The organism is Novosphingobium sp. BL-S-19 (assembly GCF_055521675.1).
In genome coordinates this window covers 1,448,567-1,465,680 of sequence record NZ_CM145497.1, presented here as the reverse complement: position 1 = coordinate 1,465,680, position 17,114 = coordinate 1,448,567, and the positions used below count along the sequence as shown (strand labels likewise).

Sequence of the window (17,114 nt, the reverse complement as noted above, 5' to 3'; positions counted from 1 at the left end):
TCAGCGCGGCATCCAGACGCGCACCAGCGACAGCAACTTGTCTACGTCCAGCGGCTTGGCCATGTAATCGTTTGCGCCGGCCTCTATGCAGCGTTCCTGATCGTCCGGCATGGCCTTGGCGGTCAACGTGATGATCGGCAGTTTTTTCCAGCGCGGGTCCTTTCGGATTTCACGCGTCGCGGCAAGACCATCCATCACCGGCATCATCACATCCATCAGCACGAGGTCGATCTGGCCGCCGTCGACGGCCCTTTCCGCCGATTTGTCGAGCGCCTCTATCGCTTCCCGGCCGTTGCGGGCCACTTCGATCACCGCCCCTCTGGGCTCCAGGATATTGGTGAGCGAATAGACGTTGCGCACGTCGTCCTCCACCACGAGTATCCGGCGGCCCTCCAGCACGGCATCGCGGCTGCGGGCCTGCTGGATCATTCGCTGCTGCTCGGCCGGCATTTCGGTGACCACTTGGTGCAGGAACAGCGATACCTCGTCCAGCAGTCGCTCGGGCGAGCGCGCGCCCTTGATGATGATCGAATCCGAATAGCGCCGCAGGCGCTGCTCGTCCGCCGCCGAAAGCTCGTGCCCGGTATAGACGATCACCGGCGGGAAACTGTGGTCCCCCTGCTCACGCAGCGTTTCCAGCAGGGTGAAGCCGGAGGCATCCGGAAGCTTAAGGTCCAGCACCATGCAATCGAAAGTCTCGTGCCGCAGGCGTTCGATGCATTCGGCGGCGCTGCCCACGCCCACGGTTTCGACTTCGGCCGAGCCAAGCAACGTCGAAACGGCTTCGCGTTGCCGCTCGTCATCCTCCACGATCAGCACCCGGCGCACATCCTGCGCCAGCTTGTCCGCCAGCGCCTGAAGCACGTCCATCAGTTCGTCACGCCGAACGGGCTTCAGCAAATAGCCGATGGCGCCCAGCGAAAGCGCGGTCTGGGCATGATCGCTGGCCGATACGACATGAACCGGAATGTGCCGCGTGGCGACATCACCCTTGAGACGGTCCAGCAGGGCCAGTCCGGACTGATCCGGGAGCCCCAGATCGAGCACCACCGCACTGGGCCGGTATTGGCGCGCCAAGGCCAGAGCCTCTTCCGCGGTTCCGGCGACAAGGCAATGGAAACCCAGTTCATGCGAAAGATCGCGAACGATGGCGGCAAAGCTTTCATCATCCTCGATCACCAGCAGAATGCGTTCGCCGCCGCCCAGTCTGTCCCGATCGTCGTCGACCTTGCGGACAAACACCGCCGGCCTTGGCATGGCGGCGGAAGACGGCGGCCCGGGACGATCCGCGACGGAAGGTTCCTGCCCCGCCGCCGCTTCGGCTACTGTCGGATCGTAGGCCAGCGGCAGGGAAAGCGTGAAACGGCTGCCCTCGCCCGGCTTGCTTTGTACCGTGATCGACCCGCCCAGCAGGCGCGCCAGTTCGCGCGAGATCGACAGGCCCAGCCCGGTGCCGCCGTACTTGCGGCTGATCGTGCCGTCGGCCTGCCGGAACGCCTCAAAAATTTCGCGCTGCTGGCTTTCGGCGATGCCGATGCCACTGTCGGTCACCGAAACCTTAATACCCTCGGCCCCATCGGCTTCGATGGCCAGCGTGACGCTGCCTGCCTCGGTGAACTTGAAGGCGTTCGAAAGCAGGTTCTTGACGATCTGATCCAGTCGCTGCCGGTCGGTATCGATCGTGCCGGGGCAGTCCGCCGCGATGGCGATGGCGAAATCCAGGCCGCGCTGCCGGGCAACCGGATCGAACATCTGCCGGATGTCGGCCACGAAACGGTCCAGCACGATTTTTTCGGACCGCACCTGCACATGGCCCGCCTCGATCTTCGACAGGTCCAGAATATCGTTGATCAGCGCCAGCAGATCGTTGCCCGAAGACTCGATGGTGTGGGCATAACGGATCTGCTCTTCGGAAAGGTTCCCCGCGGCATTGTCGCCCAGTAGCTTCGACAGGATCAGCAGCGAATTCAGCGGCGTGCGCAGTTCATGGCTCATGTTGGCCAGGAATTCGCTTTTGTAACGGCTCGCCTGCTCCAGTTCCTGCGCCTTTTGTTCGACGACGGAGTTCGATCGGGCCAGATCGTCCCGCTGGGCGCCCAGTTGCAGCGTCTGTTCCTCCAGCTGGGCATTGGTCTGTTCAAGTTCGACATGCTGTTGTTCGAGGCGGACCTGCGATTCCTTCAGCACGCGGCCCTGTTCTTCCAGTTCCTCGTTCGAAACGCGCAGGTCCTCGCTCTGCACCTGAAGGGTTTCCGCCTGCCGCTGCGTCTCTTCCAAAAGATTGTGCAGTTCGGAGCGGAACCGGGCAGAACGCAGTGCGACGCCGATAGCGCCCGATGCCTGCTGCAGGAATGTCAGCGCCAGATCGTCCACCGGCTTCAGGAAGCCGAGTTCGACAACACCCTGGACTCCCTGGTCGGCACTGGCGGGAGAGATGACCAGGTGACGAGGCTTGTCATGCCCCAAACCCGATCCGATCGCCAGATAGCCATCGGGAATGTCGCTGAGCACCGATTGCTCACGCTCCGACGCGGCACGACCGAGCAATCCGTCTTTCGTCGTGAAGCCTTCCAGCACGCCGGCATCTGCCGGAACGCCCAACATCGCGACGCGGTGGAATTGCGTGCCATCTCCCGCATAGATTGCCCCCGCCTGTGCGCCGAGGAAACGCATCAGGAATTCCAGGATGCTTTCACCCAAGTGTTCCGTTGCCGGATCGCCCAACATCGCAGAGGCGAGCCGCGCCTGCCCGTGCTGCAACCATTGCTCACGATCGCGTGCGCGGGTGGAACGGCGGACCAGCATACCGACTACCACCGTCAGCGCGATCCCGAGTGCGGCCGCCATCAGCGCGGTGGTCCAGGCCGTCCGGTAGGCGCCGTCCATTTCTTCGACGCGAACCTGGCGCAACCGCGCCTCTTCCTGCTCCATCTCGTCCATCTGGACGCGGATGGCGTCCATCTCCTGCTTGCCGCGGTCGGTCCGGACCACGGCAAGCGCCGCCTCGGCCCCTTCCCGACGGCGCAAGTCGACGGATTCGGTCAGTTCGGAAATCTTCGCCTCGGCATGGCGGCGTAATGTCGCCAGCCGTGCCTGCTGTGATGGATTATCCGCGGTCAATGCCGCGATATCGCGCATCTGCCCCGGAAAGCGTGCCTTTGCTTCGTTGTACGGGGAAAGGTATTGCTCGTTTCCGGTCAACAGGAATCCCCGTTGCCCGGTTTCGGCGTCCTGCAAAGTGGAAAGAATTCCCCCGAGTCCGGCGATTACCGCGTGCGAATGGGTGATCCGGCCGGCATCCACGCGCATGGTTTCGACATTGCGGACCGCAATCGTGCCGCTGACGACGAAAAAAGCGACCACCAGCCCAAGGCCCAGCCATACCCGGCCTTCCAGACCGAATCGCGCCATGCCCCCCTGGGGCGCCAGCGAAGGCGACATTCTTATCCCCCCATGCAGGAAGGCGGCCGTCGAAGTGGGGCCTTCCAGCGTCAAATCAAAAAGATGGACCGCAGCGAGCGCCCGTCCGGACGCTTACCGCAAACGGCCGCGCCCCTGCAACGAACCCGTCTGCGAATGGTTCCCGAAGGCTCCGGATTTTTGCTTACGTGCAACCTTGGCAACAGCTCCGAGGAAAAGCGACGCGGGCCCATGCACGGTCTTTGGTTTTCCGGTTCATCCGTGCTTAAGCGCGACTCCGGCTTTTCACCGCCCTTCGACGATTCCCACTTTTCGGCCCTTCTGGACCCGCCTTCCTGGATTTACCACGATGTCATTGATGCAGCCGTCCTGGCCCACGCCACCATCTTCCAGCGAAGGTGCGGGAAAGCGGGCGACGGAAGCGCCGACGAGCCCCGCCCTCGCGGCGGCCGGAAAGCAGGGGCAGCTCGTGCGTCGCCATGTGCTGGCCGCCCTGCTGCTGGGGTTGTTCGGCCTTGCCGTGCTGATGCATCTGGCGCGGCTGCATGTCGATCCGCTTTTGCCCGACAATCTGCCGTTCTACGCCGCCGGCATCCTTGCCGTGATCCTGCGCTTCGCCCTGCCCCGCACGACATGGCGCCACGCCGCGCCAGTTGCCCATTTTAGCGAATACGCGATGTTGTTCACGGTGATTTCACTGATGGGCGCCACTGCCAGCTATCCCATAGCCGCGCTCACCCACGGCTATGCCGATGCCAGCCTACAAGGCATCGACCAGGCATTGGGCTTCGACTGGTTGGGCTGGTATCGCCTCGTCGCTGCGCATCCGATCCTCCAGGCATTGGGCACGACCGTCTATCGCAGCATTTACGTGACGCCGGCGCTGCTGCTGTGGTCGGCCGCCCGGGCAGGCGATCATGTCCGTGCCTATCGCTTCCTTGCCGGATTCTGCGTGGCCGCGGTGATTACATTGGCCGTGTTCAGCCTGATGCCCGCCGTGGGCCCTTTCTCGCATCTCTGGCACGGCCCGATCCCGTACATGCCTGAAAGCGAACTGTGGCAACAGGGACTGATTCCGGCCCTGCGCGCGCACGAAGTGCATGTCGTCGACCTGGGTCATTTGCGGGGCATCGTTTCGGCGCCCAGCTTCCATACCGCGGCAGCCGTGCTCTACATCGTGGCGGGTTGGCGCATCGCTGAACTGCGCTGGCCGATTGTCGCGCTGAATGCCGCAATGCTGCTCTCGACCCCGGTGGAAGGCACGCATTACCTGATCGACATGATCCTGGGCGCCGGGGTGGCAGCGCTCTCGCTGGGGGTGGTGCACATCTACTTTCGCGCGCTCGATCGGCGCACCGGGGGCGGGGCCGTATTTCCAACCAGATTGGCTGAAATGGCCGTGTGAGCCGCCTTGCGGATGCGGGCAGACAAGCTAGGCTGCTCGCATCTTGATAGGGGGGTACGGGGATCATGCAATCCATGAACCGGCGCGAGTGGCTTCGTGCAAGCACACTTGCCGTTACGATGTCTCTGGTCCCCGCCCGTATTTTGGCTGCGCCCGCGGCAACCGCATCCCCTCGCCCGCCGGCGGCGCGCGTGAATCCGGTGCAGGACACCTATTTTGGCGAGACGCTGACCGATCCCTATCGCTGGATGGAAAACGACAAGGATCCGGACTGGCTGCCGTTCCTCAAGGCCCAGAACGACTATACCCGCAGCGTTCTGGACGGCTTGCCGCAGCGTGCCGGGCTGTTGACAAGGATCCAGCAACTTTCGGGTGATCTCACCGTCACCGCCGAGGTCCAGCACGCCGGCGCGCGCCTGTTCTATCAACAACGCCCCGCCGGGGCAGACAACTTCAAGCTTCTCGTCCGCGAAGCCGGCAAGGTCCGGGTGCTCGTGGATCCCACGCAGATGTCCGGTGCCGGGGCCGGGCACTATTCACTGGACTGGTGGCGCGCTTCGCCTGACGGCAAACGGCTGGTCTATGGCGTTTCGGCCAATGGCAGCGAGGATTCGGCTGCCCGCATTCTGGACGTGGCAACGGGCAAGGACCTGCCGGAAACGATCCCCAACACCCAGTTCGCCACACCGCAGTGGCTGGATGACGGCAGCGGCTTCTTCTATAACCAGCTGACAGGAAAGGTCGATACGCCCGACCGCTTCCTGGACAGCCAGGCCCGTTTCCATCGCGTCGGCACCGATCCTGCCAGGGATCCGATCCTGATGAAGCGCGGGCTGGATCCGGCCATTGCCTTCGAAAATATCCAGACGCCGTTTGTCGTCACCGCCCAGGGGTCGTCGCACGCTCTGCTGGCCCTGGCGGACGTGCGCACGGAAATGCGCCTCTATGTCGCGCCGCTCGCCGATATCGTCTCAGGCAAGCCCCGCTGGCAGGAAGTCGCACGGTTCGAGGATGAAGTTACCGGCTTCGACCTTCATGGTGACGATCTGATCCTGCTGGCCAACAAGGATTATCCGCGGGGCCGCCTGTTGAAGACTTCCGCCATCGCCCCATCCCTCGCCACGGCGACGGAAGTGGTGCCGCAGGGGCCGCAAGTGATCGAGAGCATGGAGCGCGCGGCAGACGGGCTCTATCTCAAGATCATGGACGGCGGCGTCAACCGCCTTCGAAAGCTGGGAAGCGATGCGAAAGTCGCGGAAATCCCGCTGCCGTTCGACGGCACCATCGGCGGCCTGTTTGCCGGCCCGCAGCAACCGGGCCTGCTGATGACCTATGGCGGGTGGCTGACGCCGCCAGATGTATGGTCTGTCGATGCGTCGGGCAAACTGGCGAAGACAGGCATGAACCCGTCGCCGAAAATCGACGTCAGCGGCTATACCACCACCCGCGCATTCGCCACCACGCGCGACGGGACGCAAGTGCCTTATGCACTGATCTACAAGAAGAACCTGCCCCGCGATGGATCCGCTCCTGCGTTCATCCAGGCATATGGGTCCTACGGCGCCGCGGCCTACACGCCGACGTTCCTCGGCAAGATGCTGGCTCTGATCGATGCCGGTGCGGTCGTCGGCTTCGCTTATGTCCGGGGTGGCGGCGAATATGGCCGCGAATGGCACAAGGCGGGGCAACTGGCCAACAAGCCCAATACCTGGCGCGACCTGATCGATGTGTGCGAAACGCTTTGCCGGGACAAGTGGACTGCGCCCAAGCATCTGGCCATTGGCGGCCGCTCGGCCGGCGGCATCACGGTGGGCCGTGCGCTGACGGAACGGCCGGACTTGTTCGCCGCCGTGGTCGACGGCGTGGGATGGTCGAACCCGCTGCGCTACGTGGTCGAACAGAACGGCTATGGCGAGGAGCCGGAATGGGGCGCGATCAGCGATCCCAAGGGCTATCAGTACCTCAAGGCGATAGATAGCTATCAGCATGTGGTGGATGGAACGCCCTATCCGGCGGTGCTGCTGACCACCGGGGTTACCGATCCGCGCGTGGCGCCGTTCCACGTTGCCAAGATGGCCGCGCGCCTGCAGGCCGCCACCAGTTCAGGCAGGCCGATCCTGTTGCGTGTGGATTACGACGCCGGCCACGGCATCGGCTCTACCCGCAGCCAACAGGATCGCGAAGCAGCGGACAGCTATGCTTTCATCCTTTGATCGTGTCCCCAGAGGTGGTGTAGCTTTTCTGGACCACCTTGCTTTTCGGCTTCAGCCTGAGCCGATCATGAGCCAGGTACTGCCGACAGCATGACAATAGGATTGTCGCTGAGCGGGGCCATCGTTTCAAGCGTCATGTAACGTGCGCGCTGGACGGCCCATTCGTCGGACTGTTCCATGAGGATGGCTCCGACGAGACGGGTGATGGCGGCTTCGTTTGGGAAGATCCCAACGACCTCGGTCCGCCGTTTGATTTCGCCATTGAGGCGCTCGATGGGGTTTGTGCTGTGTAGTTTGGCGCGATGCTCGCGCGGGAATGTCATGTAGGCCAACACATCGGGCTCAGCGTCGTCCATCAGCGTGGCTAGCTTGGGCAGTTTGGGCCGCACTTGGTCGGCGATCGAGCGCCACTGCTGGCTCGCAGCTTCTGGGGTTTCCTGGGCGAAGGCGGTGGCGATGAACGCGGAGACCACGCGCCTGCCGCTCTTGCCGGCATGGGCGAGTGCATTGCGCATGAAGTGGACGCGGCAGCGCTGCCAGGTCGCGCACAGCAGCTTGGAGACCGCCGCCTTAATGCCTTCGTGCGCATCGGAGATGACCAGCTTGACGCCACGCAGTCCTCGGCGCGTCAGTTTGCGCAGGAAAGCGGTCCAGAACGGCTCGGCCTCGGAAGGACCGATATCCATACCTAGCACCTCGCGGCGGCCATCGCTGTTGACGCCCACCGCGACGATCACCGCCACCGAGACGATACGCCCGTTCTGCCGCACTTTCACGTAGGTGGCGTCAATCCATAGGTACGGCCAGTCGCCTTCGATTGGGCGTTCGAGGAAGGCACCGACTTTCTCGTCGAGTTCCTCGCAAAGCCGGCTGACCTGGCTTTTCGAGATCCCATCCATACCCAGCGCCTTCACCAGGTCATCTACCGAGCGGGTGGAGATGCCCTGGATATACGCTTCCTGGATCACCGCGGTCAGCGCCCGCTCGGCCATGCGACGGGGTTCGAGGAAGCCGGGGAAGTAGCTTCCCTTCCTGAGCTTGGGGATGCGCAGTTCGACCGTCCCTGCTCGCGTCTGCCAGTCGCGCTCGCGGTAGCCGTTGCGCTGGACCAGCCTCGCCGCAGATTTCTCGCCATGGCCGGCACCGGTCAGGTTGCCGACTTCCATCTCCATCAGCCGCTCGGCGGCAAACGAGATCATCTCGCGCAGAATATCTGCATCCGGGGTCTTCTCTACCAGCGAACGCAAGTGCATCATCGGATCGGTCATCGTGATTCCTTCCGTCAAGTTTGAGCTTCGCAACCCAAACCTACCCGAAAATCACGGTGACCACCTCAGCCTTCAGCTACACCACGTCCTGGGACACGATCCATCCTTTGGCAGACCACGTAGGCGCTGCAGGCCAGACTTCATAGCTATGGCGTTGCTTGCCCCTGTCGGCTTGGCCGCGTTGGAATCGCCCTACGAGGCGCAACTCGCTGCGGAAATCCAGCCACGGGGCACCGGTCAACGAGAATGTGCGGGACTGGTAGCGCCGCCAGCAGCAATTCGCCCGGAATTGCAGACCTCGCCTTAAGTGAGAGCCAAGGGCGCGGTCGTTCGCCGTCACCAACTGCCCGTTTCCACGATGAAAACGTGGAATCGTCACAGCGGCTTGCGCAATGGAGTGATGCAGGATAGCTGGCTCCATCCATCACCTTAAAGGCGATGGACAAGATCGCGCCGGTGCCTCGAAAGAGGCTTAATAGGGAACACGGTGAGGGAGCTTGTCTCTCGAATCCGGGGCTGTCCCTGCAACTGTAAGCGGTGAGCGCGATGTACATTCGCGGCGGGGCAAGGACGCCCGCCGCAGCCACTGGGCCGGACGCTAAATCATGCGGGGCCTGGGAAGGCCGTGCATCGTCGCATTGACCCGTGAGCCAGGAGACCTGCCGGCGTCTGGTCGCTCTCGCTTTGGTCCAGGGGATGGCCGAGGCCCGGTAATTTTTCCGTCTGAGCGACGAACGAGCGGTGAAGGCCGCATCGGTTCGCGTAACGGTCGCCTCGGGCGTCCGGCCGTTGACGCGCGCCGACCGTCGTTGGCGGCACGCCTTCACCCCCAGTCGCAGACGCCGGGGGAAGTTTGATGACTATTTACATGAACGTGCTGCGCGCGGGCCTTTGCGTGGGCGCCGCTCTTATCGGTGCGACAGCCCATGCCGAGGATACATCTTCGGCGGGATCGTCAGCCAGTGATTCCGGAAGCGGTGAGTCTGCCGAAATCCTTGTCTTTGGGCGCGGCGAGGCGAAGATTGGCACGGCCCATGCCGCCAGTGAGGGCAGCGTCGGCGGGTCGGACCTGCTCGTTCGGCCTCTGTTACGCGTGGCCGAACTCCTGGAAGCGGTACCGGGGATGGTGGCCGCCCAGCATTCCGGCAGCGGCAAAGCCAATCAATACTTCCTGCGTGGCTTCAACCTCGATCATGGCACCGATTTCACCACTTACATCGATGGCGTGCAGATGAACCTGCGCACGCACGGGCACGGGCAAGGCTATCTGGACCTCAACGGCCTGATCCCGGAGATCGTCGCGCGCGAGGACTTCCGCAAAGGCCCCTACAGGGCAGACGGCGGCGATTTCGCGCTGGCTGGCGCGGCCTATATGACCACGATCGACGCTTTCGATCGGCCGTGGCTTTCTATGGAAGGCGGTTCCTACAAGTCCGGCCGGCTTGCTGCCGGCGGCACGATCAAGGATCTTGGTGGCGGCGATCTCACGCTCGTCGGGCAGGCCAAGCGCTATGACGGACCCTGGGAAGAAGCCGAACACCTGCGCCATTACGCCGGCTTTGCCAAATACTCGGTTCCAGTTGGCGAAGGCACGGTTCAGGCCTCGCTCCACGCCTATCACGCGACCTGGCGGCCGACCGAACAGATCCCCGAACGCATCATCGGCTCGGATATCTGCGACGACGTATTCTGCTCGCCCGATCCTTCGGCACGGGGCCGAACGACGCGCTTCGTCGGCAATGTTGGGGTTACCCAGGCCACGTGGAGCGCGAATGTCTATGCCCAGTATTACGACTGGAACATGTATTCGAACCCGACGTACGCCGATCCCGACGGCACCAGCGCCCAGATCGACCAGTTCGACAAACGCTGGGTGACAGGGCTGACGGCCCGCAAGCAATGGCAGATCGCTGACAGTCTGGAGCTGTCGGTCGGCACCGAAAATCGCTATGACCATATCGGCAGCGTGGGCGTCAACCGCACATCGAACCGCGAATTCCTCTACTCTCTCGGCCGTTATCATGTCGAGGAACTTTCGGGCGCGCTCTACGGCGAAGCGACGTGGAAGCCGCTGGCCGGTCTTCGCCTGACAGGCGGCCTGCGCGGCGATTACTATCACTACACGGTGCGCGCGCGTGATGCCGCCGCGGCGGATCTTGGCGAAGGCAAGGGCCACGATTCCATCGTTTCGCCGAAATTTTCTGCCGCGTACGCAATCACATCGCAGTTTGAGGTCTATGCCAACTGGGGCAGAGGGTTCCACTCCAACGACGTGCGCGGTGCAGTCAATGTCGATACGCCGGTGCCCGTGCTGGTGCGCGGCACCGGCAAGGAACTCGGCGGGCGCTTCCAGGCGGGGACGTTCTCGCTGACGGGAACCTACTGGTGGCTCGACGTTGCCAGCGAATTGCGCTTCGTGGGCGATTCCAACGCGGTGGAACCCACCGGCGCCAGCAAGCGGCACGGTTATGAAGTGGTTGCGTTCTGGCGGCCGCTGCCGTGGTTGGCGCTGGACGGCAACTATACCTGGAACCATTCGCGCTATGACAATGGCGACCGGATCCCCAATGCCTTCGAGAATGCCGCCTCAGCCGGGGCAGCCATCGTGCTGGACCCGTGGGAAGCCAGCATACGCGTCCGCCATCTTGGCCCCTACCCGCTGGTGGAGGACAACAGCGTGCGGGACAAAGGCAGCACGGTCTTCAACGCGCGCGCCGCGTGGAAGGGCGCCAAGATCGAAATCTACGGCGAAGTACTGAATATCTTCAACAGCTGGGACAAGGACATCGCCTACTACTACGAATCCTACGTTCCGTCATTTGATGCCGATGGGCCGGTGGAAGGCCGCCTGAGCCGCGTGATCGAGCCACGCACGTTCAAGATCGGCGCACGATATACGTTCTGAGCAGCGGGAACCGTAGAGTCTTAAACTCGAGCGTTCCCAAACCAGCCCACTGGGTTTCGAGAAATCGTCCAGACCCAGTGGGCTCCGATAAACTATGCACAGGTGTTGGCGGTGTGACATTGCTGCCTTGCGCGGCCGGCTATAATTCTCCTGGCAGAATTCATAACGACAGGAGAATAGACGATGAACAATTCGGACCTTGCTGAGAAGCTCGCTGCTGAAACCGGCGCCACGAAGGCCGATGCCAAGAAGGCGGTCGATGCAGTCTTCGCAGCCATTGCCGACGCGGCGGCTGCCGGCGACGAAATTTCGCTGAACGGCTTCGGAAAGTTCAAGGTGAAGGACTCTCCGGCTCGCGAAGGCCGCAATCCTTCGACCGGCGAGACCATCCAGATCGCCGCCTCGAAGAAGCTGACCTTCGCCCCGGCCAAGGCCGTCAAGGACAAGTTGAACGGCTAAGACTGCGCTTCAAGAATGGGACGGCACGCCGCCACCAGCGCCGTGCCGTCCCATTCCATGTTCAGGAGAAATTTCCACGATGCGCTGCCGTGTCGTCGCGGCGAGCCGCTGGATATCGCGGTAGTCGTCCATGCCGCTCTACTTTCTTACCGAAGTCTCCCGCCGTCTGCGTTGACCGGATGAACTGTAGCAAAATGATGGGCACGGTGCCTGCTGCTTCGGCTCAGCTTCGTGAAACGCGCGCTTCAAAAGCAGCTGAATGCCGGCCCGCACGCTTTATCTACCATTCTAGCCTGGGCCACCTCTGCAATCGGGCGGAAGGTGCGTGCAGTCGATAATGCCGCGCCGATCCAGATCGGCACGTGACGACTGGAAACATCAGACTTCCAACCCTTGCAGGTCTGCCATTCCCAATGACTGGCCGCCGCGCTGCATCGCCACACCTGTGCGCCGAAACCGCGATTGCTGCACCGGGCCTTGGAATAGGAATGCTTCGGCCAGACGAAGCACAACTACCTTGCTGATGTTTCTCAACTTTTTAGGTTGACTTAAGTGTGGAGCCTGCGGGCTTCAGCTGAGGCGACCGCGCCAGGCAAATCATCCAAACCGAATTTTCCGAACCGCCCGCCCGTGCGCTGCCCGGCAGGCGATGTCGGCGTTCGTCATGAATTCAGGGGCTACATGAGATCGATCAAGCTGGCGGGCTTTCGTCATTCACTTTTGCTGCGTGCAGGATATGTTTCCGTTTCGATCGTGGCGTTCTCAGCGGGAGGCGCCGCAGGGGCGCAGGAAGTCGCTCCGGAAGAGGCCCAGGCGAGCGACATTGTCGTCACCGGCATTCGTCAATCACTGGAACGCGCCGCGCAGATCAAGCAGCAGGCGCCCCAGATCGTCGATTCGATCGTCTCGGAAGATATTGGCAAGTTTCCCGACCCCACGACCGCAGCCGCACTGCAACGCGTGCCGGGCGTGCAGGTGTCGGTCACCCAGTCGAACGAGATCGGCAATGTCCGCATCCGGGGGCTCGGCGATATCCTGACCACACTCGACGGCCGCGAGATCATCACTACCACCGGCCGCACGTTCTCGATGCAGGATCTGCCCGCCGATGCGCTGTCGCGGGTCGACGTGATCAAGTCCAACACGGCAGACCTGATCGAAGGTGGCATCGCCGGCATCATCGATCTGCAGCTCAACAAGCCGTTTAGTTTCAACAAGCCGACGATCGTCGTCAATGCGCACGGCAACTACGGCGTGAAATCAGACAGGCTCGATCCTCAAGTGAGCATACTGGCCACCGATACCTGGGAAACCGGGATCGGCGATATCGGCGCGCTCATCAACGTCAGTTGGGCCAAGACGCATTACAACCACCCGCGCACCCGCGAAGGTGTACGCCGCGCCGCGCAGGGGACGGGCATTCCCTACAATCTGCCCGGCGTCCTCCTGCCCAACGTCGTCGAGAGCCACTCCGACTATGGCTGGTACGAGCGCCCCCAGGCCAATGCCTCGCTCCAATGGCAGGCATCGGACAGCCTCCAGGTCTATGCCGATGGGCTCTACACCGGCTATCGCTCACAGAGCCAATGGTCGCTGGCCAATGCGCAACTGTTTCTTCCCGGCACGACCATTTCCAACATCGAACTGTCGGACGATTGCATCACCGCGCGGGCTCGCAACGACAGCGGACAGTCCCCCCTTCCCAGCGGCACGCCGCCGACGCTTCCCGCCTTCAATGTGCAGGACCTCTGCCAGGTCCAGTCGGCGACGATCTCCAACGCGGTGAGCGAGCAGAAGACTTATAGCTACGACAACCGCACCGACGCCTGGCTTGGCGCGATTGGGGTGAAATACGATCGTGACGGCGTCAGCGCCAAGGCTGACGTTTCCTATCAGCGATCGGTCAATACTTCCGAGACGATCCTGGCGGTGGTCGGCCAACGCATCCCGACCTTCCAATACACCGCGAACAGCGGCAGCGGAGCGACGGTCACCACTCCGGGCGATCCCTTCCTTTCGTCCACCAACCTGGTGCTCAGCGAAGGCTTCGACCAGACTTTCAGCCGTTCGGTTGGTGACTTGTTTCAGGCGCGGCTCGACACCAGCTTCGACATAGACAGCAGTCTGCTCCGCAAATTCCAGGCAGGTATCCGCTATGCGAACCGTGGCAGCGAGTTCCAGCAGGCCGTCGTAAGCAAGGCAGCGCCCGGCGGGGTAATCGGTTCGGCCAGCGAAGCAACGGCGGTAAAGGTCGATGCTTCGGGACTGCCTGGCGATTATCTGACGCTCATGCCGGGAGTTCCGCAGTTCAACAACGGAACGGGCGCGCTTGTACCCAATCCCGACTTCCTGCGATCGGACGAGGGCCGCGACGCCCTGCGGACGCTTTACGGCCTGGCCACCGGCGACCCGGCCTATCAGCCACAGCGCGCCTTCTATGCTACCGAGAAGACTTTCGCGGGATACGCCCAGTTCAATTACGAGACGCCGATCGCCTCCGGGATTACGCTCGACGGCGTCGTCGGCGTGCGTCCGACCCGCACCGAGCGCACGATACGCGGTTCAAGCGTGGTAACAATTCCGGCATCGGGCGGTCAGCCCGCGCGCACGGAAATCCGGCCGCTTTCGCAGACAACCACCGACACCGATGTCCTGCCCAATGCCAGCGCGCGGCTTCAGTTCGGCGGCGGGCTCCAACTGCGGGCGAGTTATGCGAAGACCATCCGCCGCCCGGATTTCGCCTCGCTCAATCCCGGGCTCACCTATTCGCTGTCCACCAACCCAAACATCCTCAACGCAGGTTCTGCCGGCAACCCGGACCTGCGGCCGCAGAAATCGGATAGTTACGACCTCAGCCTGGAATACTATTTCCGCCGAGGCTTCATTGCCGTGGCGGCCTACAAGCGAGACATCACCAACCGCGTTGTGACCGCTTCCGCCAACGAGGTCATCGACGGGATCAATTACTCGATCAGCCGTCCGCGCAATATCGGCCAGGCCGAATTGCAGGGCATTGAAGTCAGTGGCCAGACGTTCTTCGACTTCCTGCCGGGTGCGCTCTCGGGCCTCGGCATCATGGGCAACTTCACTTATGCCGATACCGAGGTGAAGGGCAGCGACCGGCTCGCGGGTCTGCCGCTGCAGGGTGTGTCTAAGTACAATTTCAATGCGGGTCTGCTTTATGAAAAGTCGGGCGTCTCCGGCCGCCTGATCTACACCTGGCGGTCGAAATATTATGATAGCGACGAGACTGGCGCGCTCGGCATCCGAGAGGTCGATCCCGCGCGCGCCAACGATGCGACCTACAACCCGTTGCTGCTGAACTATGTGCGCCCCAGCGGACGGCTCGACTTCGGATTGAGCTGGGACGTGAACGACCGGCTTCGTTTCGATCTTGGCGGCACCAACATCCTCGGCGCCAAGTATCGCGGCTACTACAACCAGCCCGCCTATGGGCAGGAATACCGGTACGACGACACGACCTACACCGCCGGCGTCCGCATCCGCATCTGACGAGAAACCGGGGCACGCCGCGTCCGTGCCCCGCAGTACCATCCACGGGAGAATGACTATGCGCGCAACCACCAATTCCGGAATCGTGGGCCCGCGCCGCCGTTTCCTCCAGAAGCTGGCGCTGCTTGGCTCGCTCGCCGCGATGGGCGGACCTGCCAGCGCGAGCCTGCTCGGCGACTTGCCGTTCACCCCGGCCGGACGCCCCCGCAAGCGACCCAATATGATCGTGATCATGGGTGACGACATCGGCTATTCGGATATCGGCGCGTTCGGGGGCGAAGTCGATACGCCCAACCTTAACGCGCTGGCCAAGCGCTCGGTCAGTTTCACCAATTTCTACAACATGGCGCGCTGCTGCCCCTCGCGCGCCTCACTTCTCACGGGACGCTATCCGCACCGCGTGAACATGGCTGGAAACGGCACCAGTCTCTCGCTGGAAGTTCCCACGGTCGCCGAAGAACTGCGCCGTGCGGGTTATGCCACCACGATGGTCGGCAAATGGCACCTCACCGCTGCAGAGCCGATTGAAGACAAAGCCGAGCATCTCAAGTGGATCAACCACCAGGCCCATTTCGACCGCGATTTCGGCGATCGTCGCACCTACCCCGCCGCACGCGGCTTCCAGCATCACTGGGGCATCATCTGGGGCGTAGTGAACTATCACGACCCCTTCAGCCTCGTGAACGACTTCCAGCCGGTCAGGTCAGTTCCCAAGGGTTTCTATTTCACTGACGCGATCAGCGATCACGCGGTGGGAGAAGTGAAGCGCCTCGCAAAAGGCTCCGATCCCTTCATGATGTACCTGGCCTATACGGCAGCGCACTGGCCGCTGATGGCCCCTGCCGCCTTGATTGAAAAGTACATCCCGCGCTTTTCCGGCGGCTGGAACCAGATTCGGCAGGACCGCTATGCCCGCCAGATCAAGCTGGGGCTCGTCGATCCTGCCGTCGACCGGCTCGATGCGGTCGAAAGCCGCTACGAGCACAACGCCTCGATCCCGTGGGAGCGCCTTACCGACGAGCAGCGCGCGGTGCAGGTGCGAAAGATGGCGACGCACGCCGCCATGATCGAAGTGATGGATCAAGGCATCGGCCGGTTGGTTCAGGCCCTCAAAGATACCGGACAGTATGAGGATACGCTGATCGTCTTCACTATCGACAACGGCGCTTCGCCGGAGGTCATGGTCGAGGCGGGCTATGACCGCTGGAGCGAGACGCGCGACGGCCGCAAGGTCGCTTACGGCGAATATCCCGATCATGAGATTGGCGACGACCAGACGATGGCCTGCCTTGGTGCGCAATGGGCCAGCGCGGCAAACACCCCCTGGCGTTACTGGAAGGCGGAGAGCTACCAGGGCGGAACACATGCCCCGTTCCTGATGAGCTGGCCCGCGGCGATGGGGGGACGCGAAGGTACGCGGGTGGCCACGCCCGCGCATATCATCGACGTGACGCCGACCCTGCTCGACCTTGCAGGCGTTACCCCGCGCACGGACAAGGCGCCCGTCGACGGCGTTTCGCTCGCGGGTGTGTTCGAAGGCAAACCGATCCCGGCCAATCGTCCGTTCTTCTTCGAACATTACGGCGCCCGCGCGGTGATCGACGGCCGCTGGAAACTCGTCTCACTGGCGCCGGGAGGGCAGCGGGCTGACCTTGCCTGGGCGCTCTATGACCTGCAGAACGACCGGACCGAGACCCAGGACGTTCGCCAACTCTACCCCGAAGTAGTCGCACGGCTGGACAAACTGTGGCTCGACTGGGCACGCGATGTCGGCGTTCCGCTACGCGGCGGCGTGCTCGGCGCGCCACCGGAGACAGGACCTCAGGCGCATTTCAGCGACTAACCGGCAAGGTTTCCGTGCGGAAACAGGGAAACGTTATTTCCGCTAAGAATCGGCGGGATAAGGGGCGACCCACAAGTCGCCCCTGTTT

At 62.7% G+C, this 17,114-nt stretch carries 9 protein-coding genes and 1 riboswitch; of the genes, 6 read left to right on the top strand and 3 right to left on the bottom strand.

What is annotated here, in order from left to right:
- Positions 1–3,411 (bottom strand): response regulator, encoded by a 3,411-nt coding sequence (locus ACZ1JV_RS06245; RefSeq protein ID WP_465148812.1) that lies wholly within the window; start codon positions 3,409–3,411, stop codon positions 1–3.
- A 358-nt stretch (positions 3,412–3,769) separates the two neighbouring features.
- Between ACZ1JV_RS06245 and ACZ1JV_RS06240 the strand changes: the two genes are divergently transcribed.
- Both ACZ1JV_RS06240 and ACZ1JV_RS06235 read left to right on the top strand, forming a co-directional pair.
- A complete protein-coding gene (locus tag ACZ1JV_RS06240) occupies positions 3,770–4,825 on the top strand; it encodes a phosphatase PAP2 family protein (RefSeq protein WP_465148811.1) in 1,056 nt (351 codons plus the stop codon).
- 191 nt (positions 4,826–5,016) lie between these two features.
- The gene (locus ACZ1JV_RS06235) at positions 5,017–7,038 is read left to right on the top strand and encodes a prolyl oligopeptidase family serine peptidase (RefSeq protein ID WP_465148810.1); all 2,022 of its coding nucleotides are present in this window, start codon (positions 5,017–5,019) and stop codon (positions 7,036–7,038) included.
- 65 nt (positions 7,039–7,103) lie between these two features.
- On the opposite strand, the gene ACZ1JV_RS06230 is transcribed toward ACZ1JV_RS06235, so the two are convergent.
- Positions 7,104–8,306, bottom strand: coding sequence for an IS256 family transposase (locus ACZ1JV_RS06230; RefSeq protein WP_465149753.1), 1,203 nt, complete (start codon positions 8,304–8,306; stop codon positions 7,104–7,106).
- 437 nt (positions 8,307–8,743) lie between these two features.
- Positions 8,744–8,987, top strand: a riboswitch (cobalamin riboswitch).
- Positions 8,988–9,162: 175 nt separating this feature from the next.
- Here ACZ1JV_RS06230 and ACZ1JV_RS06225 point away from each other — a divergent pair.
- Complete coding sequence (locus ACZ1JV_RS06225) at positions 9,163–11,211, top strand: TonB-dependent receptor (RefSeq protein ID WP_465148809.1); 2,049 nt, start codon at positions 9,163–9,165, stop codon at positions 11,209–11,211.
- A gap of 183 nt (positions 11,212–11,394) precedes the next feature.
- The gene (locus ACZ1JV_RS06220; RefSeq protein ID WP_465139598.1) at positions 11,395–11,670 is read left to right on the top strand and encodes an HU family DNA-binding protein; all 276 of its coding nucleotides are present in this window, start codon (positions 11,395–11,397) and stop codon (positions 11,668–11,670) included.
- A gap of 9 nt (positions 11,671–11,679) precedes the next feature.
- On the opposite strand, the gene ACZ1JV_RS06215 is transcribed toward ACZ1JV_RS06220, so the two are convergent.
- A complete protein-coding gene (locus ACZ1JV_RS06215) occupies positions 11,680–11,802 on the bottom strand; it encodes a hypothetical protein (protein ID WP_465148808.1) in 123 nt (40 codons plus the stop codon).
- Positions 11,803–12,351: 549 nt separating this feature from the next.
- Between ACZ1JV_RS06215 and ACZ1JV_RS06210 the strand changes: the two genes are divergently transcribed.
- Together ACZ1JV_RS06210 and ACZ1JV_RS06205 are read left to right on the top strand one after the other, a co-directional pair.
- On the top strand, positions 12,352–15,183 hold the full coding sequence (locus ACZ1JV_RS06210) for a TonB-dependent receptor (RefSeq protein WP_465148807.1): 2,832 nt from the start codon (positions 12,352–12,354) through the stop codon (positions 15,181–15,183).
- A 58-nt stretch (positions 15,184–15,241) separates the two neighbouring features.
- A complete protein-coding gene (locus tag ACZ1JV_RS06205; protein ID WP_465148806.1) occupies positions 15,242–17,026 on the top strand; it encodes an arylsulfatase in 1,785 nt (594 codons plus the stop codon).
- The last annotated feature ends 88 nt before the right edge of the window (positions 17,027–17,114 follow it).